The sequence below is a fragment of the Idiomarina aquatica genome, assembly GCF_003987185.1.
Taxonomy (GTDB): Bacteria; Pseudomonadota; Gammaproteobacteria; order Enterobacterales; family Alteromonadaceae; genus Idiomarina; species Idiomarina aquatica.
On the sequence record NZ_PIPS01000001.1, the window covers coordinates 274,684 to 300,190 of the forward strand.

Here is a 25,507-nt window from a genome sequence, read left to right on the forward strand (position 1 = left end):
TTAGTCCGCTGGTGAAGCATTCGGGTGCGGTACACCCAGCCATTGCAGGAACCGCGCCTTTTGTTTTGCCGTTGGTTCTGCAACCGGCGTAATTGAGGCGCCGGTGTGTTGCTGTTCACCGATCACTAAGGTGGTGGTGTGCAATTGATCACGGCGGAAATAAGTGACTTCCACTTCGTCACCCACCTCGTACTCTTTCAGCGCTTCGTCGAAACGTCCGCCGGCGGCACGGAAGCCATCATAGGCGACAATCACATCGCCGGGCGTGAAACCGGCATTCCAGGCGGGACCATTACGCTCAACCCGGGTCAGCTCAATACCCGCGGGTGCGGCGTTACCACTCCAGCCAACCCAAGGGGTTTGTTTATCCGCGGAAGCAAAGCTCAACTCGAGTCCGGCGCTCGCCAGCATATCGGCAAACGGAATTTCTCCGACCGGGCTGTTGATGTTTTGTTGCCACCAGTTCTGCCACGACTGGCCGGTCAAATCTTGCAAAATCGTCAGTACATCCGCTGCCGTAAAACCGACCTCGTCAGCGTCGAAACGCTGATATAACTCGTTGTGCACGTCGCGATAGCTCACCTCGCCATCGGTTGCTTCAAGCAGCGCCATATCCAACTGCCAGGAGACCATCGCGCCCTCTGAATAGATATTGACCGAGAAGTTTTGCGCCCGATCGCCGTATTGATCACTCCAGGCTTCAAACGATGCTTCAGCAACCGACATAACCTCGGTACCTGGCTTACGGTAATGGCTCTCAATATCATCCGCCAGGCGTTCGAAGTACTCATCCGGGGCCATGATATCAGCCACCATCAACAGATGATCCTGAAAGTAACTGGTCGAACCTTCCGCTAACCAAAACAGATCGGTGTAATTTTCTTTTTGATAGTCATAAGGTACCAGTGGTGACGGTCGATACGCCTTCACGTTCCAGGTATGGACAAACTCATGGGAGGCGGTCGACATAAACGACAAGTAATCATCGCGTGAGCCATAACGGTAGCGAGGCCGCTGAATGATGGTCGAGTTGCGGTGTTCTGTCGCACCACCGGCATCGGTCGTCAGGTGTACCATAAACACGTAGCGCTCATAGGGGTAACCGTCCCAAATTTCAGGGCCGGTGGTTACCAGCTTTTTCAAATCTTCCACGGTTTGCTGATGGTCAAGGTTACCCTCTCCCCAAATCACCAACTCGTACTCGCGGCCGTCAACTTCAAATTGGTACAGATCATTAATACCCGTCTCGATTGGGCTATCAACCAGAATGTCCCAGTTATCGGCGACAAAACGATGCTCCGCGGTTTTCTCCATGCCCGACACACTGCGCCAGTCATCGCGAACGTTCAACTCCACCGACACCGGTTGCTGACGATATTCATCGGCATACATAAACACCGCTGACGCATCTAAATACGCATGCGAGTCATCAATATGGCGCGCGCGACGACCCAGTAGGTCAGCGTAGATTTGGTAATCAACGACAACCTCATCGCCTTTTGCTGTCTCCGGGATTTGAATCCGCCAGGTGCTTTTGTCCACTTTATGCCACTGCAACGGTTCACCATCGTCGGTCTGCGCCGAAAACTCCCGCACGCCGTTGGCTAAATTGAGAATGCGGTAATAGCCGGTACGCCAGGCCGGCATTTTCACCTCAAGATAGTCTTTATCGGTGGCCGGGAAGGTAATGGATACATCACCGGTATGGTGCGTCGGTTCGGTCAGATCGATGTAGTAATCAACGTCTGCCGCCGCTGGAAAGGTCAGTGCTGCTAATGCACTTGCAATAAGAGTCCGTTTTAACACAAGGGTTCCTCTGGTATTTTTATCATTCCTGTGACAAGGTGCTTATTAGGCTATCACAAAATGGAACGATTCCTGAGTTGATAAGACTAACGCAACAAATCAATAGGTTAACGACATTTCATCATTCTGTTATGGCGTTAGTTCAGCAGAGTCCGTACAATGGTGACCGGTTTTTACCGTTATTACGTTTAACTTTACTACGATGTATTTACTGCTTTAGACAGTACCGCCCAGTAAAAAGTAAGGTCGCATTTTGAATAACCCGAACACAGCCGAAGCGAAAATTGAGCAGCTGAGCAAGCGGTTACAGCAAAGCATTCAGTCCCGCAAGCAGCTCGAAGATAGTTTTCAGCACGACTACAACGTGCTTGCCGAGCTCATTATAAAGCTCACCTACGCCTGTGCCGGCATGGACCACGGTCTTGATAATAAACTGGTTAAGTTACGCGGTTTGTTACAGCGTAATGCCGGTATGGCGGAACTCGAACAAGCCATCAATGACACCCAAACGGTCATCGAAAAACACACCTTAAACGTGCAGCGGCTGCTCAAACAAACCAGCGAGCAAACTCAGGAAACCGTCGCATTTTTACGCCAACAATCCTTGCAAAAAGCAGGACGGGATAGACTCGCCACCATTGAAAATATGCTCGAGTCGCCCAGCATTGCGGTCACTCATTACATTCCGGTTATGCTGGAACTGCTGCAGTTGTTCACTGCATCGGCACATTCGCTTGCTGATTCGCACACTAAACCGCAACAAAATTCGGCGGAGGTGCCATCAAGGCAGTTGCTTGAGCTGCTCAACCAGGTCGACTTTGACGGTGCAACAGGACAATTGATCCAGCGCACCAAGCTGCAACTGAATCAGGCGTTGGATCAACAACAGTTTATCGAGTTGATGTTGCAGTTAATTCGTCAGATTGTGAAAACCATCAATGATGAGCGTCAATCGGCACAAAGCTTCCTGCTGGAACTGAACCAAACGCTGACGCTGGTGCAGGGAGCGCTGCAAAATACGCTGGCGAGCCGCACCGAATTTCATGACAAAAGCGGCGTCTTGAATCAGCAGTTGCAAGCGGACATGAAGCAGCTCAATGACTCGGTCGAAACCGCAACCCAGTTGGCTGAGCTGAAAGCTCAGGTCAGCGACCATATGCAGTCGATCAATGCGGCGCTGCAACAAAAATTTAGCCTTGAGCGCGACGAGCGCCGTAACTTTGAACGTCAGTACGAAAAGGCCTCATCACGGATTAAAAATTTGGAACGTCAGGTGGAGCAATATAAGCGCCAGTTGGCGGAACAGAAGTTTAAAAGTCTGCAGGATCCGTTAACAAAACTGCCCAATCGCGCCGCCTTTGAAGAACGATTTCAGCTGGAATTCGAGCGCTGGACGCGCTATAAAGAACCACTGTGTATCGCGGTGGCAGATATCGATTTCTTTAAACGTATTAACGACAGTTTTGGCCATGTTGCCGGTGATAAAACCCTGCAGGTGTTGGCCAGTATGCTGCGTAAATCGGTAAAAGCGTCGGATTTCGTCTGTCGTTATGGCGGCGAAGAATTCGTGATTATCTTTCCACAAACCCAGCTTGAGCAGGCCATCGAACGGCTCGAACTGGCGCGCGAGAAAATCAGTAATATTCCGTTTAAATTTAAGAGCGAGGATATTCGCATCACGGTTTCCGTTGGTGTCGCACAATTTAGCCAGGACAGTGACACGGTGGTGACTGTCTTTGAAGCTGCCGATAAGGCACTATATGAAGCCAAGCGGCGTGGTCGAGATCAAATCGTTACAGCGTAATCCAAAACAACGCTGCGACGACGCCCTGGTACAACAGGAGTAAGTCACAAGAATGAGAGCAAGTATTTCTCCGCAGGGCAGTATGTCCCTGCTATCACAATTAGAAATCGAACGACTAAAAGAATCATCCAACAGCCAACTGTACAAGCTATTCCGTAACTGCTGTCTGGCGGTATTAAACGCCGGTAGCCACACCGATAGCAGCGCCGATATTTACGACGCCTACAAAGATTTTCAGGTCAATATTATCCGTAAAGAACGCGGTATTAAGCTGGAACTGATTGAGCCGCCGGAAGAAGCGTTCGTTGATGGCGAAGTGATTGCCGGTATCCGCGAGCTATTAGAGTCGGTGCTGCGTGATATTCTGTTCACCGGTGAACGCTATTCGGAAGCCGAGTTGCAAGCCGCTGACAGCGCCACACTGACACACGTGGTGTTCGATATTCTCCGTAACGCGCGGACGCTAAAACCCATGCAGGAACCCAACATGGTGGTCTGCTGGGGCGGACATTCGATCAACGAAATCGAGTACAAGTACACCAAGCAAGTGGGTTATCACCTCGGTCTGCGTGGCTTAAATATTTGTACCGGCTGTGGTCCGGGCGCGATGAAAGGGCCAATGAAAGGCGCAACCATTGGTCACGCCAAACAGCGTATCACCAACGGCCGTTACCTGGGCTTAACCGAACCCGGTATTATTGCCGCCGAGCCGCCTAACCCGATTGTCAACGAGCTGGTGATTTTGCCGGACATCGAAAAACGTCTGGAAGCCTTTGTACGATCTGCGCATGGCATCGTTATTTTCCCGGGTGGTGCCGGTACTGCAGAAGAACTGCTGTATCTGCTGGGCATTTTGATGCACCCGGACAATAAGCGCCAAAGCCTGCCGGTTATCCTGACCGGACCGGAATCGTCGCGTGCCTATTTCGATGCGCTCGATGATTTCATTGGTGCCACCATCGGTGACGAAGCCAGAGAACTGTACCGCATCATCATTGATGATCCAGCTGCGGTTGCCCAGCATATGCATGCCGGAATGGCCGCCGTGAAACAGTACCGCCGTGATTCCGGTGATGCGTACTACTTTAACTGGACGCTGAAAATTAACGAAGAGTTCCAGCGTCCATTCTCGCCGACGCACGAGAACGTTGCGTCGCTTAATCTGCATCCGGATCAGCCGAAAGAACGCCTGGCTGCCGACTTGCGTCGCGCCTTCTCAGCCATTGTTGCCGGAAATGTGAAAGATGAAGGCATTCGCCAAATCCGTAAGCACGGTGTGTTCACCATCAATGGCGAACGTTCATTGATGAAACGTCTGGACGAGTTACTTCGTGCATTCGTCGAACAAGGCCGTATGAAATTGCCCGGTTCGGTGTATCATCCGTGTTATAAAGTGATTACGGAATAACACGAGGTTGTAATACCAGCATGCGCAAGATCGTCCTTTTATTGGTCGGCGGTACGCTATCGTATTTGGCCGTGGTCGCTCTCGTACACGTTTTGTACGAGGCCGATCCGGCGGATATGAAATGGCAGGAACGCGAAACCTACAATGCCAAACAAATCGGTCAGCTTGAGTTTGGCATGAGCAAAGACGACGTCATTCGTATGCTGGGTTCGCCCGATATTAACGAAGCAAAAGAGACATCAGCCGGTGCCCATCAAGTGTTGTTTTATCGCACTCACCATGTCACCTCCGACGGTATCACCACGAAAGATGAATGCACGCCGCTGCTGTTTCGGGATAACCAGTTGATCGCCTGGGGTGGTGACGCCTATCAGGATTATCAGGAACTGCAATGAGCCGTTGTGAAGAGCTCATTCGCTCGGCAACAGACGCCCTGCAACATCGGGATCCGGCGAGACTTTATGAGTGGGTTCAACACCTTGACAGTGAATACGGCCGCCACCGTTATCCTGAGTTGCTGGTTCATGCACTGCGCACCGAAAAGCTTGAAAACAACCTCGCCATCGCCATTATCAGCGCCGTTGAAGCGCTAAAACTGGCTATCCGCTTACAGTTTCATACCCACTCTCGCCGAGTGTTGGCAGCCGCCTGTCTGTCACGGGCGTTGGCCGATGACCTTGAATACTGGCAGCAGTGCGGGTTAAAACAACCGTTATGGTCAGCGGCTTTTTGCCAACCACCGCTAACGGATGCGTTTTATTTTACGCAGTGGTGTCTGGCACTGGCACAATGCCAATGGCAACAACAACGCCAACCGCTGACTGAGCTGTTGTGCGGCTCCGCACGGGCTCGTTACTGGTTGTTTGCGGAGCAGCTCCCGCACAGCCCGACGATCACCACCGGCAGCGTACTGCAACACCAACCAACGCAAGCGCAGGTGGTTATGGTCAGTGCCGATGCCAGTCACTGGTTGGTATTGGACAGTAAACGCCAAACGTTGCGCAAATTACCGCTCAGTCAGCTTTCTCACTGGCAACCGATTGACACTAAAGCAACGCCGCAAAAGTTGCTGGCGCAGCTTGAATATTTACGCGCGCTGAGCCAGCACCTGCCGTCGGTAACCTTTAAAGCACCCAAGCCACTACTTACCGCCATCAAGCGCTATACGTCCGGCACCGGCGCACTGGAACCGGTCATTAATCACATCGCCCAGCGACCGATACTGGCACAAAGTCTGCGCCAGGCGGTCGAGCAACAGCAGTTGCCGGCCAATGATCCGCATCGCATGCAGCTTAAGCACATTTATTTGTGGCTGGGCGGCACCCGCGCTGCCATCATCCTGGCAACGGCCTCGTTGCAACAGCAATTTCTGCAACAGCGGGTGCCCTTGCAGCAATCACTCATGCAACGGTTAAATCTGCTGACCGAACTGCTTACGCATTTAAGTGACCTAACCGGCCATGCTCTGCCTACGCCGCCGTCGCTGTTAACCTTGTTGACCGCGGCCGACTTGTTCCGCGATCCACGCCTATTGCGCTCGGCACGCTGGCCACGACTGCACCAACTGGACTCAGCGGATAAAGAAGCCTGGCTGGGTCCTCAGTCGGCGTCAATGCCGAACAATAAGCAACGCTTATCGCGTCAGTTAATCGCCCGGTGGCAATTGGACAAGCCGCTGGCACCGTTATTACAGCCCGAACAACACACCGCACATCCGCTACCGGCAATGATGACCGTGAGCAACGTGCTGGTGGCACAGACCTTTCACTACCGTCTGCGTCTGTCTGAACCCGCGCAAGAACAGTTTGAAAATGCATTGACCTCACTCAAACTCAGTAGCGATGATGCGCGTCGCGTATTGAGTAAAGCCATCAGCCGTTGTCACCCCTACTCTCCGCTGACCGAGTTTTCGCATTCACAGTAAAAATACCTGCAATTCACTAGTCTAATAGTGCGTTACTGGCCTGTGATTCGCTTCGGTGCTAGACTTTGCGGCACGTTTACCTCCCCCTGTTTTAAAGCTGTAACATGGAATAAGGAACCTATTATGAGCACCAAGATAACGGTTATTCCCGGCGACGGTATTGGCCCGGATATTGTTGAATCTGCCATTCAAATCATGAACAAAGCGGGCTGCGATTTTGAATACGAATACGTTGAAGCCGGCCTAACCGCTCTGGAAAAAACCGGTGAACTGCTGCCGCAAGCAACCTTGGATGCCATTGAGCGCAACGGTATAACGCTTAAAGGTCCACTCACCACTCCAGTCGGTGAAGGCTTCACTTCAATTAACGTCAGCCTGCGCAAGCACTTCGGTTTGTATGCGAACCTGCGTCCGGTTAAGTCCTTCAAAGGCACCCAAGCTCGCTACGACAACATTGACATCATTACCGTCCGTGAAAACACCGAGGGCATGTACTCAGGTCTGGGGCAAAAAGTATCAGACGACGGTTCAGAAGCCGAAGCCATGAGCAAAATCACCCGTGCCGGCGCTGAACGCATCGTCCGTTTTGCCTACGAACTGGCTGAACGTGAAGGCCGTAAGAAAGTCACTGCGGTACACAAAGCCAATATCCTGAAATCAACCTCGGGCTTATTCCTCAAAGTTGCCCGTGAAATCGGCGAAGAGTATCCAAACATCGAGTCGGCCGAGATGATCGTTGATGCCGCGTGCATGCGCCTGGTGATGAACCCGGAAGACTTCGACGTTATCGTTACCACCAACCTGTTCGGTGACATTGTCTCCGACCTGTGTGCCGGTCTGGTCGGCGGTTTGGGCATGGCGCCGGGGGCTAACATCGGTGAAAACTGTGCCATCTTTGAAGCCGTGCACGGCTCGGCACCCGACATCGCCGGCAAAAACCTGGCAAACCCAAGCTCTGTGATCCTGGCGTCTGTACAAATGCTGGAATATTTAGGCATGTCAGACAAAGCCGACAAGATCGTTAAAGCACTGGCTGACGTCATCGAAAGCGGTGACCGCACCACTCGCGATCTGGGCGGTAGCCACGGTACCACCGACTTCACCCAAGCCGTTATCGAACGCTTATAGGGATTATGTGAAAGGCGTATCCTGCGCGGCCCTGACGTTCTTGTGAGGCCGTCGTGGGGATTGCTCAGTGAGGGTGTCTGCAGCCATGGATGATTGCAGACAAGCCCCCAGGGATGGGTTTACAGCGTCCCTCACTGAGTAAGCCCACGACGGCCTCGTAAAAGGGCGTCCGAGCCGCGCATAGCGCTAGCGCGTTCTTGGCACCCAGCGCAAATGTACGGTAATTTCTTCGCGGTCGTGATAAAGATGCTTGGCCTGGATTTCGAAGGGTTTGGTACCTTCGGTTTGCAGCTGTTCGGTAATTTGCTGTAAGTATTCTTTGACCGCGGCATAGCGTTGTCGCATTGGCAGTTTTAAATTGAAAATGGCTTCCTGGCAGTATTCATCTAACAACCAGCGGGTCATTAACTCTCCCACCCGAGCCGGTTTTTCCACCATATCGCAGACCAACCAGTTGATGTTGCGCCGTTTTGGACGAAACTTAAAGCCGTCTTCCTTGATGTGCTGAACCTGACCGGTTTCCATCAACGAATCGGCCATCGGACCATTGTCCACCGCCTGCACCATCATCCCGCGACGGACCAACTGATAGGTCCAGCCACCTGGCGCGGCGCCCAAATCCACGGCTCGCATGCCGGCTTGAATGCGTTTGTCGCGTTCTTCTTCCGGCACGAACACCTGAAAGGCTTCATCCAACTTTAGCGTCGAGCGGCTGGGACCGTCCTTAGGCATTCTTAAGCGCAGAATACCACCGGCATAAGGGGTCTGGTTATAGCTGTAGGAGTAGCCGGTCAGTGCGTGCGCTGAATTGACGAACATGACGTGCAGCAACGGCCGTTTGGCCAGCGGTTTGTTACTCAGTAATTCGGCTTTGCGCAGGCTCTGACGCAGCGGTACCGCAAACTTGCGGCAGAACTTCGACAATTGATTGGCTTCGTTGGTGTCGGGGGTTTCTACCCGCAGTTCGCCGGCCAGCCCGAAGCTTTCCTGATGCGGTAACAACGCCTCAAGTACGGCACTGGCGCGGTCTTCGACACCCGCCATTTTTATGGCACTGAGTAGCACAAACATTTCACGCGCAAACACCAGTTCTTTAAGCGCCAGCTTACGGGCAATATGATCGGCCTCTTCGGCCTGACAATGATAGGTGACATAGGCTTGATCCGGCTGCGTCTGGCAATATCCGTAAATACCCAGTTCGGTTGCCTTATCCTGAATTTCCGCCGCACAGTCCCCTTCAAAGCCTGCCCGACACAACAGTATGATGCCACTCATTAACTCACCGCTCCTAATTTAACGGCGCCGATAAGCAACGACACCCATCCGAGAATAAACAACACACCGCCAATTGGGGTGATAGGACCAAACCACTTAACGCCGGTCAACGCCAGCGCGTACAAACTGCCGGAAAATAAAAGCACTCCGGCAATCCACAAATAACCACTCGCCAACAACCAGGGCGAACTGCTTTGCTTAATCCACAACGCCAGCGCCAGTAGCGCCAGCGCGTGGTAAAACTGATAGGTAACGCCGGTTTCAAAGGCGCTAAATAGGTTATCGGCGAGTTTACCTCGCAGTCCGTGCGCGGCGAACGCGCCTAACATCACAGCGACGCCGCCAAACAGCGCCGCAATGATCAAAAATAACTGACTCATGCTAAAAATCCTCCTATTGCATCCGCCGCATGTTGCCACAGTTTGGGCGTGTCGGCGGCCTTGGCTTTGGTTGCCTGGAAGCCATGATCAGCACCCTGCAACCAGGTCATTTGCCAATTGTCCGGTAATTCAACCGACGCTGACAACGGCTTACTGAAGGGATCACGAGTGCCTTGCAGAATTAATCCGGGCACCGGACTCAGACTGAGTTCTTCAAGCCGGGAATTTTGCGGCTTTGACGGTGGATGAAACGGAAAGCCTAACGCCACCAGCCGCGTGGCATTAAAGGGTGCTGCCAAACGCAGCATCACCCGACTGCCGAGTGATTTGCCCATCAACACCAAAGGTTTGTGGTCCTGCTGCAGGTGATTCAGTAACTCCGTTACCGCCTCCACCAGCACCGGCATACGATTGGGCGGCCGCGGTTTTCCGCTTACCCGAACCTGTTGCCAATACGGAAAATCAGGACGCACCACTTCGGCGCCCAGGTGTACACAGTAGTCGGCAAAAAAATCCATAAAAGGTGTTTCCGGGCCGCCGCCGGAGCCGTGTAAAAACACCACCCGGAAATCACCCTGAGGGTTTTGCTGTTGGTAATGAATCATTCGCTGAATTCTTGTTCTTCCCGTTCGACCAGCGCCAGTATCCACTGGCGAAAGGTCGCGATTTTACCCACTTCCGCCTGATTGTCACGACAAACCAGGTAAAAGGCTTTATTACGTTGCAATGCCTGCGGAAAAACCCGCACCAGGTGACCGCTGTCAATTTCCGGCTTCGCCAGCACATTATTGGCGAGGGCAACCCCCTGCCCGTGCACCGCAGCCTGTAATGCCAGACTGGAGTGGCTGAACACCGGCCCGTTATCGTTGCGATAACCATTAATACCGACCATCTCAAACCAGTCTTTCCAGGCGTTACGCGTTTCGTCATGCAGCAGCGTTTGCTTTAACAAATCTTCCGGTTCGCGAATACCGGCTTTATCCACCAAGAGCGGCGAGCACACCGGCCACAGGTATTCCTTGTGCAAACGATAACTTTTCACATGTGGCCAACGGCCGTCACCATAATAAATGGCGACGTCAACGTCATCGGTCAGCGAGCCACTGATCTCGTCCACCGCCTTGATGCGAATATCCATGTCGGGATGTTCTTCACGAAAACTGCTGAGCCGCGGTACGAACCATAAAATGGCAAAGCTGGGCGGCACCGACACGGTTAACGCCCCCCGCTCTGACACCAGCCGCAATTTATCGGTGGCTTGTGCCAGTTGCTCAAAGATATCGCGCAGTTGCAGGTAATAGGCCTGCCCCTCTTCGGTCAGTAACAACGACCGGTTGCGGCGGATGAACAGCTTTAGCTGCAAAAAATCTTCCAACGCTTTCACCTGATGGCTGACCGCCGCCTGAGTGACAAACAACTCTTCCGCGGCTTTGGTAAAACTGAGATGACGCGCAGCAACTTCGAAGGATTTAAGCGCATTCAGAGGGGGCAGTTTGCGCATGGTTAATCCTTATCGTCATTGTTCTTACCGCCAAAGGTACCGGCAAACTGTTCGATCGCGTGCTGGTATTTGTCGCGCGGTAACTGCTCGGATAACAATTGCAGAAAGGAGCGCAGATTATCCATCATTAATGACACTTTTACCCGCTTACCGTCTCGGAAAACCAATTCAAACGCCTGCCACCAGCCGACAAAGTTGACCGCTTCGACGTCTTGCCAGCGATAGCTGCGCGGTTTACCCCAGGCTTGGGTATACTCAATACGTTGTTTGTTCAGCCGAATGACTTTAAAAAAGATTTCCGCGCTCAGCCGGAAGGCAAGTGCAACAACCGCCACACAAATTAGGCTGTTAATCACCACAGAAACGGGTTCGGCGGGGGTCTCAATCAATGCCAGCGCAAGCACAGCAATGGCCAGCCAAATGGCACAGACAGGAACCATTTTAATGATGCCGCGATACCGCATTTGCATAAAAAAAGCGCCTCTGTTAGTCGGTGGTTAAGGACCACACTATAACAGAGACGCCCGCTGTTGGCATCGCTAACCGCAGTTACAGACGCACACCGCCGTCGATCTCGACCACACGGCCACTGAAGAAGTCGTTTTCAATGATATAACGCGCACTGTGGGCGATTTCATTCGGCTGTCCCCAACGCTTCAGCGGCACCATAGACAGCGCCCGCTCTACCGCTTCGGGTTTCATTTGTGCGGTCATCGGGGTTTCGATAAAGCCCGGAGCGATGGCACCACAACGGATACCATAACGACCCAGTTCACGCGCCCAGGTGACGGTCATGGCAACAACGCCCGCTTTGGTCGCGGCGTAGTTGGTCTGGCCGATATTACCGGCACGAGCGACACTGGAGATATTAATGATAACGCCTTTTTTACCGGCTTTTACCATCTGCGCTGCCGCTTCACGACCACACAAGAAAGTGCCGGTCAGGTTTACGTCCAGTACCGACTGGAATTGCTGCAACGGCATTTTTTGCTTCAGTTCACCGTCTTTGAATTTGATCAACAGGCCATCACGCAACAAACCGGCGTTGTTGACCAGCACATCAATGCCGTCAAACTCCTGCTGGATTTGTTCAAAGACGGTTTCTACGGATTCTTCGTCGGTAATATCGACTTCGTAGCCAACCACTTTCGCCGCACCTAAGGTTTCACACCGTTCTTGTGCGTCACCAAGCACGTCGCCGTTGATGTCAATTAAGGCCAGTTTCGCGCCCTGCTGAGCGAAATCTTCTGCCATTGCCAAGCCGAGGCCTTGCGCACCACCGGTAATGACAATCACACTGTCTTTTATCTGCATGTAATTCCCCTAATTCAATATGCGTTATTTATTTTTTCGCAGCGGGCTGCACGTAATTAAAGATGCTGGAAAAGTCCTGTCGCCCGTGTCCTTGCTGTGACCAACTGTGATACAAGTTGCGGGTTAACGATCCCATCGGCGTTGCCGCGCCCGCTTTTAAGGCGGTCTGCTGCGCCAGCCCCAGATCTTTAGCCATCAGATCGACCATAAAGCCGCCCTGGTAATCGTTGCTGGAAGGCACATTGTCCATTACCCCGGGGCACGGATTATAAACTTCCAGGGTCCAGTTACGGCCAGAGCTCTGCAGCATGATTTCTGACAATACTTTCGGGTCCAGACCGTTGGCTTTACCCAACTGCAACGCCTCTGACGTCCCCACCATTAATACCGACAACAGCATATTATTGCAGATTTTGGCGATTTGGCCGGCACCGACATCACCGGCGCGGAAGACGTTTTTGCCCATATCGTTAAGTACGCTACGGGCGCGATCAACATTGCTCTCGGTACCGCCGCAAATGAAGGTCAAAGTACCGGCTTTGGCACCGCCAACACCACCGGATACCGGCGCATCAATAAAGGCGATTCCGGCTTTTTCCAGTTCACCGCCAACGTAGATAGCGGCTTCTGATGAAATGGTGCTGCAATCGATGACCAGCTGCGATGACTGCAGGTGGTTGATTAACCCATCATCACCCAGGTAAACGCCTTCAACATGATGATCCGCCGGCAGCATCGATACCACAAATTCGACGTCCTGAATCACCTCTTTAGCGCTGTTACAGGGCGTTGCTCCTGCTTCCTGAACCGCTTTAAGTGCAGCGTCTGACAGGTCAAACGCTTTTACCGCATGGCCTGCTTTCGCTAAGTTGGCGGCCATCGGGCCACCCATATTACCTAAACCAATAAAACCTACCGTAGCCATAGTTGGCACTCCTTCTAACGTATTCTTAGTTTGCCTCTAACACGTGCTCGAGGTCGGCCAATGGGTGCGTACGTTCGCCCCATGGCGGCATAAAGAAAGCATCCACGTCTTCCGCCGCGACATCGGCGACTGACGCATGCTGCCATTTCGGTGTTTTATCTTTATCGATCAATAAGGCACGTATGCCTTCCGCAAAGTCACCGCGAACGGCGCAATTGCAGGACAGTGTCAGCTCCAACCGGAAGCAATCCGGTAACGACAGATCACGCCCCTGCTGCAACTGGTTCCAGACAATATGTGCGGTCATTGGACAACCGTTGGCGAGGTTTTTGCGCGCCCGGCTTAGCCATTTGTCTTCCGTCTCATCATTCAGGATCGCCTCAACCACATCGGTAACATCGTCGCCGGCGGTTAAGCGTTTAATGTGATCGTGCATCGGTTCAACCTGTGGTGCCGGCATCTCGGTCATATCGTCTGCCGCCATATCGGCCAGCAAATCGGTGACTTTTTGCTTATTCAACGCTCCGGTCTCGCCCCACGACAACTGTTGCAGTTTTTCTAGTAACGTCGCTTTATGGCTATGGCCAAGGTAATGATCGGCAAGGTTAAGGAATAACGCATCCTTAGCGTTCATGGTGGCGCCGGTCATGCCGAGAAACAGCCCACAACCCTGCGGCATACGGTTTAAAAAGTAGGTCGCACCGACGTCAGGGTATAACCCAATGGTCACTTCCGGCATCGCCAGCAATGAACGATCGGTCACGATGCGATGGCTGGCGCCGTTCATAAGCCCCATGCCGCCGCCCATAACAATACCGTCTGCCCAACAAATCAGTGGCTTCGGGAAGGTCTGGATAGCGTAGTCCAAGCGGTATTCCTGAGTGAAGAAGTTTTCCACTTCACTGACCAGTTTGCCCGGCTCGGCTTGCATCGCTTTGTACATGGCCACAATGTCACCGCCGGCACAGAACGCTTTTTCACCGGCGCCTTGCAACCATACGCACACCACGCGATCATCAGCGGCCCACTGTTGCAATTGCGGCAGTAACTTTTCTGCCATCGGCAGGCTCAATGCGTTCAATGATTTTTCTGAATTTAAAGTAGCAACGCCGATGACTTTGTCACCGGCGCTGATTTCTTCAATAAGTACCACGTCTTGCATGGAGTCTCCTTACAAAATTTCGCGGTCAATATCCGACAATAACCGACGCCCGATAATCAGACGCATGACTTCGTTGGTACCTTCCAGAATCTGGTGTACCCGCACGTCACGCACGTGGCGCTCTAATGGGTATTCCTTGATGTAACCGTAACCGCCATGCAACTGCAGCGCCTCATTACACACTTTAAAACCAACATCGGTAGCGAACTGCTTCGCCATCGCACAATAGGTGGTTTTGTCGGCGTCATTGTTATCCACTTTGGAGGCTGCCAAACGCACCATTTGACGCGCTGCCACCAGTTCCGTCGCCATATCCGCGAGCTTAAACTGCAACGCCTGAAAAGCGGCTAACGGTTTACCAAACTGGGTACGTTCTTGCATATAGGCTTTGGCCGTATTTAATGCGGCCTGCGCGGTACCGACTGAACACACGGCGATGTTAATACGACCGCCATCCAGCCCCATCATCGCAAACTTAAAACCTTCGCCTTCGCTACCCAGCAAATTCTTCGCCGGAATGCGCACATCTTCGAAGGTGACTAAACGAGTCGGCTGTGCGTTCCAGCCCATTTTGGCTTCTTTTTTGCCGTAGCTGATGCCCGCCGCATCGGCCGGTACGACGAACGCCGAGATGCCTTTCGGCCCCTCTTCGCCGGTACGAGCCATAACCACCAGCACGTCCGTTGCGCCGGCTCCGGAGATAAACATCTTGGAACCGTTGATGACGTATTCATCGCCCTCTTTTTTGGCGCTGGTGCGCAAGCTGGCGGCATCGGAGCCGGAACCCGGCTCGGTCAGGCAGTATGAGCCCAGTTTTTCACCGGTGACCAATTGTGGAACCCACTCATCGATCACCTCTTGCTGACCGAACGAGCCGATCATCCAACTGACCATGTTATGGATGGTCATCATCGCCGTTGTCGCCGTGCAACCACCGGCCAGTTGTTCAAAAATCAGTGCCGAATCAAGCCGGCTCATACCAAAGCCGCCCGCTTCTTCTGGCGTATACATGCCCATAAAGCCCATTTCGCCGGCTTTTTTGAACACTTCCAGCGGGAAGTACGATTCTTCGTCCCACTGCGCTGCGTTTGGCGCCAGTTCCTTGTCAGCAAAGGCCTTTGCCGTATCGACAAAGGCTTGTTGATCTTCGGTCAATTCAAAATTCATCGGGCAGCCCCTATTACTTCAGGTGGATCGACATGTTCGGACCGGTTGCTTCGATATCGCTCTCGAACCAACGTGCAGTAACGGTCTTGGTTTCGGTGTAAAAACGCACGGCCTGTTTACCGTAGGCATGCAGATCACCGAAGAACGAACGCTTCCAACCGGTGAATGAGAAGAACGGCAGTGGTACTGGGATTGGAATATTGATACCAACCTGACCCACTTCGACTTCGTGCTGATATTTACGCGCTGCCGCGCCGCTGGCGGTAAAGATCGAGGTGCCGTTACCGTATGGGTTGTTATTCACCATTTCCAGCGCATCATCCAGCGTTTCCACTTCGCTGATGCTCAGTACCGGACCAAAAATCTCGGTTTTATACAGGTTCATGTCCGGAGTGACGCCAGAGAATACGGTTGGCCCTACCCAGTTACCGTTTGGTAGCCCTTCGACGGTGTAATTACGACCGTCAACCAACAACTTGGCACCTTCCTGTTCGCCTTCGGTAATGACTTTTTCAATGCGCTCTTTGGCCTGCGGGCTGATCACCGGACCGTATGCGGCATTTTCATCGTTCCACGCGCCCGGACGGACTTTGGCAATCGCTTCTGCCACTTCCGGAATCCACTCTTTCGCGGCGCCAACGAATACCGCTACCGAGATCGCCATACAACGCTGACCGGCGGCACCGACCGAGGAGCCCACCAGGTTATTAATCACCTGCTGTTTATTGGCATCAGGCATGATCACACAGTGGTTCTTCGCTCCGGCAAAGGCTTGTACCCGTTTGCCGTTTTCGGTACCGCGACGGTAAATGTACTCAGCCACTGGCACCGAACCGACAAATGACAAGGCACGAATTTCCGGGTGATCCAGAATGAAGTCGACCTGATCTTTGCCACCGTGCAGGACCTGCAGTACGCCTTTGGGCGCACCGGCCTGTTCAAACAGTTCGACCAGGCGGGTCGGTGTTAACGGGTCTTGCTCCGACGGCTTCAGGATAAAGGTGTTACCCGCGGCAATCGCCACCGGGAACATCCATAATGGGATCATCGCCGGGAAGTTAAAGGGCGTGATGCCGGCACAAATTCCCAACGGTTGGGTATAACTGTAAGAATCGATTGAGCGGGCAACGTTTTCAACGGTCTCGCCCATCAACAATGAAGGAATATTGGCGGCGTGCTCAACCACTTCGATACCACGCCAAACATCGCCTTTTGCGTCTTCAAACGTTTTGCCGGTTTCCTGTGCAAGGATTTCCGCGATTTCATCGTGATGTTCTTTTAACAGCGCTTGGTAACGCATCATCACACGAGCGCGCTCAGACACTGGCACTTCTTTCCAGGTTTTGAAGGCTTCGCGGGCACTGGCAACGGCCGCTTCCATTTCACTTTGCGTCGCACAAGGCGCTTCGGCAATCACTTCCTGAGTTGCCGGGTTGGTGACCGGAATCCACTGTTCTGACTTCGAGGCGACAAATTCGCCATCTATATACAGAGGCACTTTCTTAGACATAATTCACCTTCTTGTTGTGTTATCTTATCGCCCATTGACGCGTCGTCGGACGATGTAAATTTAATCTCGAGAGCCTGATATGACTCTGTTAATTCTTATCACTATACTCTGGGCCGCCAGCTTTTCCTTGATTGGCGTCTATCTTGCCGGCCAAGTTGACGGCTATTTGGTTGTCTTTATCCGCATGGCGCTCGCGCTGCTGACCGTATTACCACTGTTTCGCTGGCAGAGCTTGCGCAGCGACCGTCGCCAGTTACTCAAGCTGGCTGGCATCGGCGCGGTGCAAATCGGTTTAATGTATCTGTTTCTATACCATGCGTTTATCTATTTGAGTGTCGCCGAGGTGTTGTTGTTCACTATCTTCACCCCACTTTACATCACACTCATCGACGAACTGATTTTAAATCGTCGTCATTTGCCACTGATCTGGTGGCTGGCGGCAGCCATTTCCGTAGCCGGCGCAGCCGTCATTCGTTATCAGCCGCTGTCGGCTGATTTTGTCACCGGCTTTTTCCTGATTCAGGCCGCCAATGCCTGTTTTGCCCTCGGTCAGGTCGCTTATAAGCGTCTGCCTACCGGAGCCAAGCTGGCGCAAAGCCAACAGTTTGCAGCGTTCTTCTTCGGTGCTACCGTGGTTGCCGCGATCGGCGTTGTAGCCTTCGCCGACTTCGCCAAATTGCCAACCACCACGCTTCAGTGGGGCATCCTAATTTGGCTTGGCGTCGTGGCCTCCGGGCTTGGTTACCTTGGTTGGAACCTTGCCACCAAGCAGGTTAACACCGGTCAGTTAGCCACCATGAATAACGCCCTTATTCCCGCCGGTATTCTGGTCAACGTGCTGTTTTGGCAACAGCAGACCGACTACAGCCGGCTTGCCATCGGCGCACTTATTATTGTTTTTGCCGTATGGCTTGCCGGTCGCGCACAACGCTTACGACCGGCGCGGCAGTAGCCGTTTAGATCATCTCCACAGCCAGTGCGACCGCTTCTCCGCCACCGATGCAGAGCGAGGTAATGCCGCGCTTCTGCTCGGTTTGCTTAAGGGCATGCAGCAGCGTCACCAACAGGCGAGCGCCGCTGGCACCGATGGGGTGACCCAACGCACAGGCACCACCGTGAACGTTGACTTTGGCTGCATCCAGTTTCATCTCCTGGATCGCCAGCATGGTCACCATCGCAAAGGCTTCATTAATTTCCCACAAATCGACGTCGTCTTTGCTCCAGCCCAGCTTATTCAGCAGACTGTTCATCGCACCGATTGGCGCAACGGTAAATTCGGCCGGCGCCTGTGAATGGGTAGCATGCCCCATAACACGAGCCAATGGGGTCAGACCTTTCGCTTTAGCTTCACTCTCACGCATCAGGATCAACGCCGCAGCACCGTCTGAAATAGAGCTGGAGTTCGCGGCCGTGATGGTGCCGTCCTTTTTAAACGCCGGACGCAATTGCGGAATCTTGTCCAACCGTGCTTTACCCGGTTGTTCATCGGTATCAACGGTGATATCGCCTTTGCGGGTACTGTAAGTGACCGGGGTGACTTCCGCGTCAAACAACCCTTCTTTAATGGCTTTTTGTGCTTTGGTCAGTGACTGGATGGCAAACTCATCCATCGCCTCCCGATCAAGACCATAGTCATCGGCCGTTGACTGTGCATAGCAACCCATGGCCTGATGCTCATAGGCGTCTTCCAGCCCGTCCAGCATCATGTGGTCAAGCACCTGGCCGTGGCCCATACGGTAACCGCTGCGGCCTTTCGCCAACATATACGGCGCATTTGACATGCTTTCCATACCACCGGCTACCACGACATCGGCCGACCCGGCTTTGATCAGATCGTGTGCCAGCATCGCGGCTTTTAAGCCCGAACCACAGACTTTATTAATGGTGGTGGCACCGGCTGCCCGCGGTAAGCCTGCGTATAACATGGCCTGACGTGCCGGCGCCTGGCCTAAGCCAGCCGGCAGCACATTACCCATAATCACTTCCGACACATCATCGGCTGACAGCCCGCTGTTAGCGAGTGCCGCTTTGATCGCAGCCGCCCCCAAATTGGGGGCACTGACTTCACTTAAACTGCCCTGAAAACCGCCCATAGGCGTACGGTTAGCGGCTACGATTACAATGGCATCGCTCGACATCTTTCCTCCAATTGCACTTTACGTTAACGTAAACTTCCTCTAAGCTTAGATCCTAGGACAACCAAAAAGCAAGTCTGATGAGCAACAAAATCACTTATACGATCGGCGAATTGGCAAAACAATTTGACATTACCACCCGCAGCATTCGTTTTTATGAAGACGAAGGCCTGCTGTCACCTAAGCGTCAGGGTCAACACCGCATCTACACCAATAAGGACCGTGTACGGTTGAAATTGGTGCTGCGCGGCAAACGACTGGGTTTCTCGCTCGCCGAAACCCGCCGCCTGTTCGAACTTTACGACGCGGACAACAGTTCAGCGGCGCAGTTAGAAAAAGTGTTGGAACTCATCGCAGAGAAAAAAATGTCTCTGCGACAACAGATGGAAGATATCAACGTATTACTGACGGAGCTCACCGGTCTCGAACAACGATGCCGCGATGAGTTAAATGCCATTAAACCGTCAGCTAAAGCAGTTCAATCTCAGGAGTCACTATGATCAGTCAGTACACCACGTTTAATTTTGGCCTTGGCGAAACCGCCGATATGTTGCGTGAGCAGGTCAATGCATTTGCTCGTGATGAAATTGCGCCGCGTGCCGCAGAAATTGATGAAAAGAATGAGTTTCCAAGCGACTTATGGCGCAAGTTTGGTGACATGGGGCTACTGGGCTTAACGGTTGAAGAACAGTACGGCGGCTCTGGTATGGGCTATCTCGAGCACGTCATCGCAATGGAAGAAATCAGCCGTGCGTCGGCGTCCGTGGGCTTAAGCTATGGTGCGCACTCAAACCTGTGTGTAAACCAGATTGCCCGTAACGGTAATGAACAACAAAAACAAAAATATTTACCAAAGCTGTGCACCGGCGAGCACGTTGGTGCATTGGCGATGAGCGAACCGAATGCCGGTTCGGACGTGGTCAGCATGAAACTGCGGGCCGAGAAAAAGGGTGACAAATTCATCCTTAACGGCAACAAAATGTGGATCACCAACGGTCCCGATGCCGACGTATTTGTCATCTACGCGAAAACCGATCCAGAGAAAAACTCTCGTGGCATCACGGCCTTTATTGTCGAGAAAAACACCCCGGGATTCTCACAGGCACAAAAGCTCGACAAACTCGGTATGCGCGGTTCAAACACCTGTGAACTGGTGTTTGAGGACGCTGAAGTCCCGGCCGAAAACATTCTGGGTGAATTCAATGGCGGCGTTGAAGTGTTAATGAGCGGCCTCGATTACGAACGTGCGGTTCTGGCGGCCGGCCCGCTGGGTATCATGCAGGCGTGCCTTGATACGGTCGTACCTTATATCCATGACCGTACCCAATTTGGTAAAGCAATTGGCGAATTCCAGTTGGTGCAGGGCAAAGTCGCAGATATGTACACCCGTACCAATGCGGCACGCGCTTATGTGTATGCGGTCGCCCAATCGTGCGACCGTGGTGAAACCACGCGTAAGGACGCTGCCGGCGCCATTCTTTACTCAGCCGAACTGGCAACACAACTGGCGCTGGACGCGATTCAGCTACTTGGTGGTAACGGTTACATTAATGAATACCCAACCGGGCGTTTACTGCGCGATGCCAAACTGTATGAAATCGGTGCCGGTACCTCAGAAATCCGTCGCATGCTGATTGGCCGTGAGCTATTCAGCGAATCCAAATAAGGAGTCACCGTGGCGATTTTAACCAGCAAAGTTAATACCCGCGACGAGCAGTTCAAAGCCAACGAAAAAGCCATGCAAAGCGTGGTCGACGATCTGCAGCAAAAGGTCGCGCAAATCAAACAAGGTGGTGGTCCCAAGTATCAGGAACGCCATTTATCACGGGGCAAGCTACTGCCCCGTGATCGCATCAACAAACTGCTTGATGCCGGCTCACCCTTTTTGGAAGTCGGCCAGTTTGCGGCCTGGGATTGCTACGACGATTACGTACCAGCGGCCGGCGTGGTAGCCGGTATAGGCACCGTTGAAGGCGTCGAGTGCATGATCATTGCCAATGATGCGACGGTAAAAGGCGGTACCTATTACCCGCTGACGGTTAAGAAGCACTTACGCGCGCAGGAAATCGCCGAACGTTGTCACCTGCCCTGCATTTACCTGGTCGATTCCGGTGGTGCGAACCTGCCGCGTCAGGACGAGGTTTTCCCTGACAAAGAGCACTTTGGCCGGATCTTTTTTAATCAGGCCAATATGTCCGCGAAAGGCATTCCGCAAATCGCCGTGGTGATGGGCTTATGTACCGCAGGTGGGGCTTATGTTCCGGCGATGGCCGACGAAAGCGTGATCGTAAAAGAACAAGGCACCATCTTTCTGGCCGGCCCACCGCTGGTAAAGGCGGCCACCGGTGAAGAAGTCAGCGCCGAGGAACTTGGCGGTGCCGACGTGCATACGCGGATATCCGGTGTTGCTGATCATTTTGCCCACAACGATGAGCATGCCTTGGCATTGGCCCGTCGTTCGGTCGCCCGTTTAAACCGACCGCGCCCAACCGAGCTTGATCGTCGCGAGGTAAAACCACCACGCTACGACAGCAAAGAGTTGTACGGTATCGTCGGCACGGATTTGCGCAAACCTTATGACGTTCATGAAGTCATCGCCCGCATCGTTGACGACTCGGACTTTGACGAGTTTAAAGCTAACTACGGTAATACCCTGGTGACCGGCTTTGCCCGCATCCACGGCTATCCGGTAGGTATTGTCGCCAACAACGGCATTTTGTTCTCAGAGTCAGCACAAAAAGGCGCCCACTTCATTGAGCTCTGCGCGCAACGCAAAATTCCACTGGTGTTTTTACAAAACATCACCGGCTTTATGGTCGGTAAAAAGTATGAAGCAGAAGGCATTGCCAAGCACGGCGCGAAAATGGTGATGGCCGTATCCTGTGCACAGGTGCCTAAGTTTACCGTACTGATTGGCGGCAGTTATGGCGCCGGTAACTATGGCATGTGCGGTCGTGCCTATGACCCAACCATGATGTTCATGTGGCCAAACGCGCGTATTTCGGTAATGGGTGGCGAACAGGCCGCCGGCGTTATGGCGCAGGTCACCAAGGATAATCTGGCTCGTAAAGGCGAATCGATGAGCGCTGAGCAGGAGCAACAACTGAAGCAGCCAATCATCGACCAGTATGAACAACAGGGTCACCCTTACTACGCGTCAGCCAGACTCTGGGATGACGGCATCATCGATCCGGCACAAACCCGTGATGTGCTGGGGCTGAGTATTGCCGCATCACTTAATGCTCCTATCAATGACAGCCGCTTCGGCGTCTTCCGCATGTAATCGGAGGTAACCATGACTCAATACACCGATTATCAGGTCGATGAGCGCGGCGTAGCGCGCTTAACCCTTAACCGGCCGGACGTGCATAACGCCTTTGACGACGTCATGATTGGCGAACTCATTGCGGCTTTGACACAAGCCGCGGATGACGACAACGTACGGGTGCTGGTTCTGCAGTCAGAAGGGAAAAACTTTTCCGCCGGTGCTGATCTCAACTGGATGCGTTCGATGGCTGATAAAGATTATCAGCAAAACATCGACGACGCCGGTGAGCTGAGCCTGCTGATGCAGCGTCTGGATGAGTTGCCAAAACCAACCATCGCGCTGGTGCAAGGTGCAGCCTTTGGCGGTGCCGTCGGCCTCGCCGCCTGCTGTGACATGGTGCTGGCCCAGCCGAAAACCAGTTTTTGCCTGAGTGAAGTGAAAATTGGTTTGATCCCAGCGGTCATCAGTCCTTATGTTGTGAAAGCCATTGGTGAGCGCCAGGCACGCCGTTATATGCTTACCGCAGAGCGCTTTTTTGCCGATGACGCTTTGCAACTTGGCTTAGTTCATCGCATTGTCGATGACTTTGAGGGAGCCCTTGATGAGTGGCTGGAAGCCCTGCTGAATAACAGTCCGCAAGCACTGGGGGCCTGTAAACAGCTGATTGCCAATGTCGGTTCGCGTCCGGTTGACGACCGCGTTCGTCGTCACACCATTGAGGCCATTGCTGAAATTCGCGTTTCGGCAGAAGGTCAGGAAGGTCTCAGTGCCTTTTTGCAAAAACGCCCCGCCGCCTGGCGCAACGACAGCTAATTAGGAAAGGGTATGATTACATCTCTATTGATTGCCAACCGTGGTGAGATTGCATGTCGTGTTATCGCCACGGCTCAGAAAATGGGCATCCGCACCATTGCTGTGTATTCCGATGCGGATGCTAACGCCCGCCATGTGCAACTGGCAGATGAAGCCGTACATATTGGCCCGGCAGCCAGCAGCGACAGTTATCTGCGTGGCGATAAAATTATCGAAGCGGCACGACAAACCGGTGCCGAAGCGATCCACCCCGGCTACGGCTTTCTTTCAGAAAACGAAGATTTTGCAGACCTTTGTCAGCAGCACAACATCATTTTTGTTGGCCCACCGGTCGCATCCATTGCCTCGATGGGCTCGAAAAGTGCCGCTAAAGCCATCATGCAAGAAGCCGGTGTACCACTGGTGCCTGGCTATCATGGCAGTGAACAGGACGCCGCTACTCTGAAGCAAAAAGCCGAAGAAGTCGGCTTCCCGCTGTTGCTAAAAGCCGCCTATGGTGGCGGTGGTAAAGGGATGCGCGTGGTGGAAAGCGCCGCTGAATTCGATGAAGCACTGGCCTCCGCCAAACGTGAAGCCAAGTCATCGTTTGGTAACGATAAAGTGCTGTTCGAGCGCTTTATTCGTAACCCGCGCCATGTCGAAATTCAGGTATTCTGCGATGAACACGGCAACGCCGTTTATTTAGCTGAACGCGATTGTTCGGTGCAGCGCCGCCATCAAAAAGTGCTTGAAGAAGCACCGGCCCCAGCGCTCACGGAACGCACCCGCAAAGCCATGGGCGAAGCCGCTGTTAAAGCCGCGCAAGCGATTGATTACGTCGGTGCCGGCACGGTCGAGTTTCTCTACGATCAGAGCGGTGAATTCTTCTTTATGGAAATGAACACCCGCCTGCAGGTGGAACACCCGGTGACCGAAATGATCACTGGCCAGGATTTGGTCGAATGGCAATTACTGGTCGCTTCCGGGCAACCGCTGCCACTGGCTCAGGATGACATCCAGATTAACGGTCACGCTTTCGAAGCAAGGATTTACGCGGAAGACCCCGACAACGACTTTTTGCCCTGTACCGGCACCATCCGCCATTTACGGACGCCGGAGGCTGAAGCCGGGGTGCGTATCGACACCGGTATTACCGAAGGTGATGAGATTTCGTCGTTTTATGACCCAATGATCGCAAAACTGATCGTCTGGGACGTTGATCGCGAACGCGCACTGCTAAAATTACAACGCGCCCTGCGCCAGTATCGTCTGACCGGGTTGACCACCAACATCGACTTCCTGCATCGGCTCGCCAGTCATCCACAATTCGTGCAAATGAACCTCACGACCGAGTTTATTCAACAGCACGAGCAAACCCTGTTACCGGCACAGGATATCGATTTGGCGCGGATAACCACGGAAGCTGCGCTGTATGACATTGTCTCCCGTCAGCGCCGCTTAGATGCAACAGCAACGCCCTGGCAACAGGCTAATGCCCTGCGTCTGAACGAAGCCGCACTGCACAACATCGAACTGCAGTATCAGGGTGAGCTGCATAACGTCCGCTTGCAACAGACAGCAACGGGCTTTGTCACGCACCATGATGACCGCACAACGCACTGGCAAGCCTGGGTTAATGATGACCAACTGACGGTGGTTTGTGACGGTAAACGTTATCAACGTTACGTCAGCGCCGACGATCAGGAACTGACCGTATTTACCGAACAGGGACCGGTTACCCTGCACCGCCACAAAGTGACCGATACCCTGGTAGATGAAGCCGCGCACGGTGGTTTGGTCGCTCCGATGAACGGTACTATTATGGAAGTACTGGTCAACAAAGGTGATGTGGTTGAAAAAGATCAGCCTTTGGTGGTGATGGAAGCGATGAAAATGGAATACACCATCCGTGCCGGTCATGCCGGTGAAATCACTGATATCTTTTATGCGGCCGGCGACCTGGTCAGCGACGGTGACGAGTTGCTGGCAATGAGTGAGGAAGAATAAT

Annotated in this window: 23 protein-coding genes; 11 read left to right on the forward strand and 12 right to left on the reverse strand. The window is 53.1% G+C overall.

The genetic code is table 11. The features are described 5' to 3' along the window. Entirely contained in the window at nucleotides 1-1,806 is a 1,806-nt protein-coding gene (locus CWE23_RS01415) for a M61 family metallopeptidase (protein WP_126819192.1), read from the reverse strand. 253 nt (nucleotides 1,807-2,059) lie between these two features. Between CWE23_RS01415 and CWE23_RS01420 the strand changes: the two genes are divergently transcribed. The 5 genes from CWE23_RS01420 to CWE23_RS01440 all read left to right on the forward strand — a co-directional run bounded on the left by CWE23_RS01420 (nucleotide 2,060) and on the right by CWE23_RS01440 (nucleotide 8,070). Further along, nucleotides 2,060-3,610 (forward strand): sensor domain-containing diguanylate cyclase, encoded by a 1,551-nt coding sequence (locus CWE23_RS01420; protein ID WP_105306129.1) that lies wholly within the window; start codon nucleotides 2,060-2,062, stop codon nucleotides 3,608-3,610. Between the two features lie 52 nt (nucleotides 3,611-3,662). Beyond that, a complete protein-coding gene (gene ppnN, locus CWE23_RS01425; RefSeq protein ID WP_105306128.1) occupies nucleotides 3,663-5,018 on the forward strand; it encodes a nucleotide 5'-monophosphate nucleosidase PpnN in 1,356 nt (451 codons plus the stop codon). Nucleotides 5,019-5,038: 20 nt separating this feature from the next. Further along, on the forward strand, nucleotides 5,039-5,413 hold the full coding sequence (locus CWE23_RS01430; protein WP_105306127.1) for a DUF3192 domain-containing protein: 375 nt from the start codon (nucleotides 5,039-5,041) through the stop codon (nucleotides 5,411-5,413). After that, on the forward strand, nucleotides 5,410-6,942 hold the full coding sequence (locus CWE23_RS01435; protein ID WP_126819193.1) for a hypothetical protein: 1,533 nt from the start codon (nucleotides 5,410-5,412) through the stop codon (nucleotides 6,940-6,942). The genes CWE23_RS01430 and CWE23_RS01435 overlap by 4 nt, the downstream gene beginning before the upstream one ends. Before the next feature lie 123 nt (nucleotides 6,943-7,065). Continuing rightward, nucleotides 7,066-8,070: an isocitrate dehydrogenase gene (locus CWE23_RS01440; RefSeq protein ID WP_105306125.1), complete on the forward strand. Its 1,005-nt coding sequence runs from the start codon at nucleotides 7,066-7,068 to the stop codon at nucleotides 8,068-8,070. 186 nt (nucleotides 8,071-8,256) lie between these two features. Here the strand turns inward: CWE23_RS01440 and rlmM are convergent, their stop codons facing one another. From rlmM to CWE23_RS01490, 10 genes are all read right to left on the reverse strand, one after another. After that, entirely contained in the window at nucleotides 8,257-9,345 is a 1,089-nt protein-coding gene (gene rlmM / locus CWE23_RS01445; protein ID WP_105306124.1) for a 23S rRNA (cytidine(2498)-2'-O)-methyltransferase RlmM, read from the reverse strand. Continuing rightward, nucleotides 9,345-9,725 carry a DUF423 domain-containing protein gene (locus CWE23_RS01450; protein WP_126819194.1) on the reverse strand — a complete coding sequence of 127 codons (381 nt, stop codon included), beginning with the start codon at nucleotides 9,723-9,725 and terminating at the stop codon, nucleotides 9,345-9,347. The genes rlmM and CWE23_RS01450 overlap by 1 nt, the downstream gene beginning before the upstream one ends. Beyond that, nucleotides 9,722-10,330: an alpha/beta fold hydrolase gene (locus CWE23_RS01455; RefSeq protein WP_241970505.1), complete on the reverse strand. Its 609-nt coding sequence runs from the start codon at nucleotides 10,328-10,330 to the stop codon at nucleotides 9,722-9,724. Before CWE23_RS01455 ends, CWE23_RS01450 begins: the two co-directional genes overlap by 4 nt. After that, nucleotides 10,327-11,226: a transcriptional regulator GcvA gene (locus CWE23_RS01460; protein WP_105306122.1), complete on the reverse strand. Its 900-nt coding sequence runs from the start codon at nucleotides 11,224-11,226 to the stop codon at nucleotides 10,327-10,329. The genes CWE23_RS01455 and CWE23_RS01460 overlap by 4 nt, the downstream gene beginning before the upstream one ends. A gap of 2 nt (nucleotides 11,227-11,228) precedes the next feature. Further along, a complete protein-coding gene (locus CWE23_RS01465) occupies nucleotides 11,229-11,696 on the reverse strand; it encodes a hypothetical protein (protein ID WP_105306121.1) in 468 nt (155 codons plus the stop codon). Between the two features lie 79 nt (nucleotides 11,697-11,775). Continuing rightward, complete coding sequence (locus tag CWE23_RS01470) at nucleotides 11,776-12,540, reverse strand: SDR family oxidoreductase (protein ID WP_105306120.1); 765 nt, start codon at nucleotides 12,538-12,540, stop codon at nucleotides 11,776-11,778. A gap of 28 nt (nucleotides 12,541-12,568) precedes the next feature. Next, nucleotides 12,569-13,465, reverse strand: a complete 897-nt coding sequence (mmsB, locus tag CWE23_RS01475; protein WP_105306119.1) for a 3-hydroxyisobutyrate dehydrogenase — start codon at nucleotides 13,463-13,465, stop codon at nucleotides 12,569-12,571. 25 nt (nucleotides 13,466-13,490) lie between these two features. After that, entirely contained in the window at nucleotides 13,491-14,627 is a 1,137-nt protein-coding gene (locus CWE23_RS01480) for an enoyl-CoA hydratase/isomerase family protein (protein ID WP_105306118.1), read from the reverse strand. Between the two features lie 9 nt (nucleotides 14,628-14,636). Further along, entirely contained in the window at nucleotides 14,637-15,794 is a 1,158-nt protein-coding gene (locus CWE23_RS01485) for an acyl-CoA dehydrogenase family protein (protein WP_105306117.1), read from the reverse strand. Between the two features lie 13 nt (nucleotides 15,795-15,807). After that, a complete protein-coding gene (locus CWE23_RS01490) occupies nucleotides 15,808-17,304 on the reverse strand; it encodes a CoA-acylating methylmalonate-semialdehyde dehydrogenase (RefSeq protein WP_126819195.1) in 1,497 nt (498 codons plus the stop codon). A 79-nt stretch (nucleotides 17,305-17,383) separates the two neighbouring features. Between CWE23_RS01490 and CWE23_RS01495 the strand changes: the two genes are divergently transcribed. After that, nucleotides 17,384-18,256, forward strand: coding sequence for an EamA family transporter (locus tag CWE23_RS01495; protein WP_105306115.1), 873 nt, complete (start codon nucleotides 17,384-17,386; stop codon nucleotides 18,254-18,256). Between the two features lie 4 nt (nucleotides 18,257-18,260). Here CWE23_RS01495 and CWE23_RS01500 read toward each other — a convergent pair whose 3' ends face one another. Beyond that, complete coding sequence (locus CWE23_RS01500; RefSeq protein ID WP_105306114.1) at nucleotides 18,261-19,442, reverse strand: acetyl-CoA C-acyltransferase; 1,182 nt, start codon at nucleotides 19,440-19,442, stop codon at nucleotides 18,261-18,263. Nucleotides 19,443-19,519: 77 nt separating this feature from the next. On the opposite strand from CWE23_RS01500, the gene CWE23_RS01505 reads away from it, so the two are divergent. The 5 genes from CWE23_RS01505 to CWE23_RS01525 are packed head-to-tail and all read left to right on the forward strand — an operon-like array spanning nucleotide 19,520 to nucleotide 25,506. After that, the gene (locus CWE23_RS01505) at nucleotides 19,520-19,939 is read left to right on the forward strand and encodes a MerR family transcriptional regulator (protein WP_105306113.1); all 420 of its coding nucleotides are present in this window, start codon (nucleotides 19,520-19,522) and stop codon (nucleotides 19,937-19,939) included. Next, nucleotides 19,936-21,105, forward strand: coding sequence for an isovaleryl-CoA dehydrogenase (locus CWE23_RS01510; RefSeq protein ID WP_105306112.1), 1,170 nt, complete (start codon nucleotides 19,936-19,938; stop codon nucleotides 21,103-21,105). The genes CWE23_RS01505 and CWE23_RS01510 overlap by 4 nt, the downstream gene beginning before the upstream one ends. A 9-nt stretch (nucleotides 21,106-21,114) precedes the next feature. Then, on the forward strand, nucleotides 21,115-22,722 hold the full coding sequence (locus CWE23_RS01515; protein WP_105306111.1) for a carboxyl transferase domain-containing protein: 1,608 nt from the start codon (nucleotides 21,115-21,117) through the stop codon (nucleotides 22,720-22,722). A 12-nt stretch (nucleotides 22,723-22,734) separates the two neighbouring features. Further along, nucleotides 22,735-23,520, forward strand: a complete 786-nt coding sequence (locus CWE23_RS01520; RefSeq protein ID WP_105306110.1) for an enoyl-CoA hydratase-related protein — start codon at nucleotides 22,735-22,737, stop codon at nucleotides 23,518-23,520. 12 nt (nucleotides 23,521-23,532) lie between these two features. Continuing rightward, complete coding sequence (locus tag CWE23_RS01525) at nucleotides 23,533-25,506, forward strand: acetyl/propionyl/methylcrotonyl-CoA carboxylase subunit alpha (RefSeq protein WP_126819196.1); 1,974 nt, start codon at nucleotides 23,533-23,535, stop codon at nucleotides 25,504-25,506. Nucleotide 25,507: the final 1 nt, after the last annotated feature.

Bases quoted from the DNA above. Each gene is read 5' to 3' on its own strand.
- CWE23_RS01480 (WP_105306118.1), bottom strand. From the start codon at position 14,627: ATGCAAGACGTGGTACTTATTGAAGAAATCAGCGCCGGTGACAAAGTC.
- CWE23_RS01440 (WP_105306125.1), top strand. From the start codon at position 7,066: ATGAGCACCAAGATAACGGTTATTCCCGGCGACGGTATTGGCCCGGAT.
- ppnN (WP_105306128.1), top strand. From the start codon at position 3,663: ATGAGAGCAAGTATTTCTCCGCAGGGCAGTATGTCCCTGCTATCACAA.
- CWE23_RS01450 (WP_126819194.1), bottom strand. From the start codon at position 9,725: ATGAGTCAGTTATTTTTGATCATTGCGGCGCTGTTTGGCGGCGTCGCT.
- CWE23_RS01430 (WP_105306127.1), top strand. From the start codon at position 5,039: ATGCGCAAGATCGTCCTTTTATTGGTCGGCGGTACGCTATCGTATTTG.
- CWE23_RS01455 (WP_241970505.1), bottom strand. From the start codon at position 10,330: ATGATTCATTACCAACAGCAAAACCCTCAGGGTGATTTCCGGGTGGTG.
- CWE23_RS01460 (WP_105306122.1), bottom strand. From the start codon at position 11,226: ATGCGCAAACTGCCCCCTCTGAATGCGCTTAAATCCTTCGAAGTTGCT.
- CWE23_RS01490 (WP_126819195.1), bottom strand. From the start codon at position 17,304: ATGTCTAAGAAAGTGCCTCTGTATATAGATGGCGAATTTGTCGCCTCG.
- CWE23_RS01510 (WP_105306112.1), top strand. From the start codon at position 19,936: ATGATCAGTCAGTACACCACGTTTAATTTTGGCCTTGGCGAAACCGCC.
- CWE23_RS01470 (WP_105306120.1), bottom strand. From the start codon at position 12,540: ATGCAGATAAAAGACAGTGTGATTGTCATTACCGGTGGTGCGCAAGGC.
- CWE23_RS01495 (WP_105306115.1), top strand. From the start codon at position 17,384: ATGACTCTGTTAATTCTTATCACTATACTCTGGGCCGCCAGCTTTTCC.
- CWE23_RS01485 (WP_105306117.1), bottom strand. From the start codon at position 15,794: ATGAATTTTGAATTGACCGAAGATCAACAAGCCTTTGTCGATACGGCA.
- rlmM (WP_105306124.1), bottom strand. From the start codon at position 9,345: ATGAGTGGCATCATACTGTTGTGTCGGGCAGGCTTTGAAGGGGACTGT.
- CWE23_RS01435 (WP_126819193.1), top strand. From the start codon at position 5,410: ATGAGCCGTTGTGAAGAGCTCATTCGCTCGGCAACAGACGCCCTGCAA.
- CWE23_RS01520 (WP_105306110.1), top strand. From the start codon at position 22,735: ATGACTCAATACACCGATTATCAGGTCGATGAGCGCGGCGTAGCGCGC.
- CWE23_RS01505 (WP_105306113.1), top strand. From the start codon at position 19,520: ATGAGCAACAAAATCACTTATACGATCGGCGAATTGGCAAAACAATTT.
- mmsB (WP_105306119.1), bottom strand. From the start codon at position 13,465: ATGGCTACGGTAGGTTTTATTGGTTTAGGTAATATGGGTGGCCCGATG.
- CWE23_RS01500 (WP_105306114.1), bottom strand. From the start codon at position 19,442: ATGTCGAGCGATGCCATTGTAATCGTAGCCGCTAACCGTACGCCTATG.
- CWE23_RS01465 (WP_105306121.1), bottom strand. From the start codon at position 11,696: ATGCAAATGCGGTATCGCGGCATCATTAAAATGGTTCCTGTCTGTGCC.
- CWE23_RS01525 (WP_126819196.1), top strand. From the start codon at position 23,533: ATGATTACATCTCTATTGATTGCCAACCGTGGTGAGATTGCATGTCGT.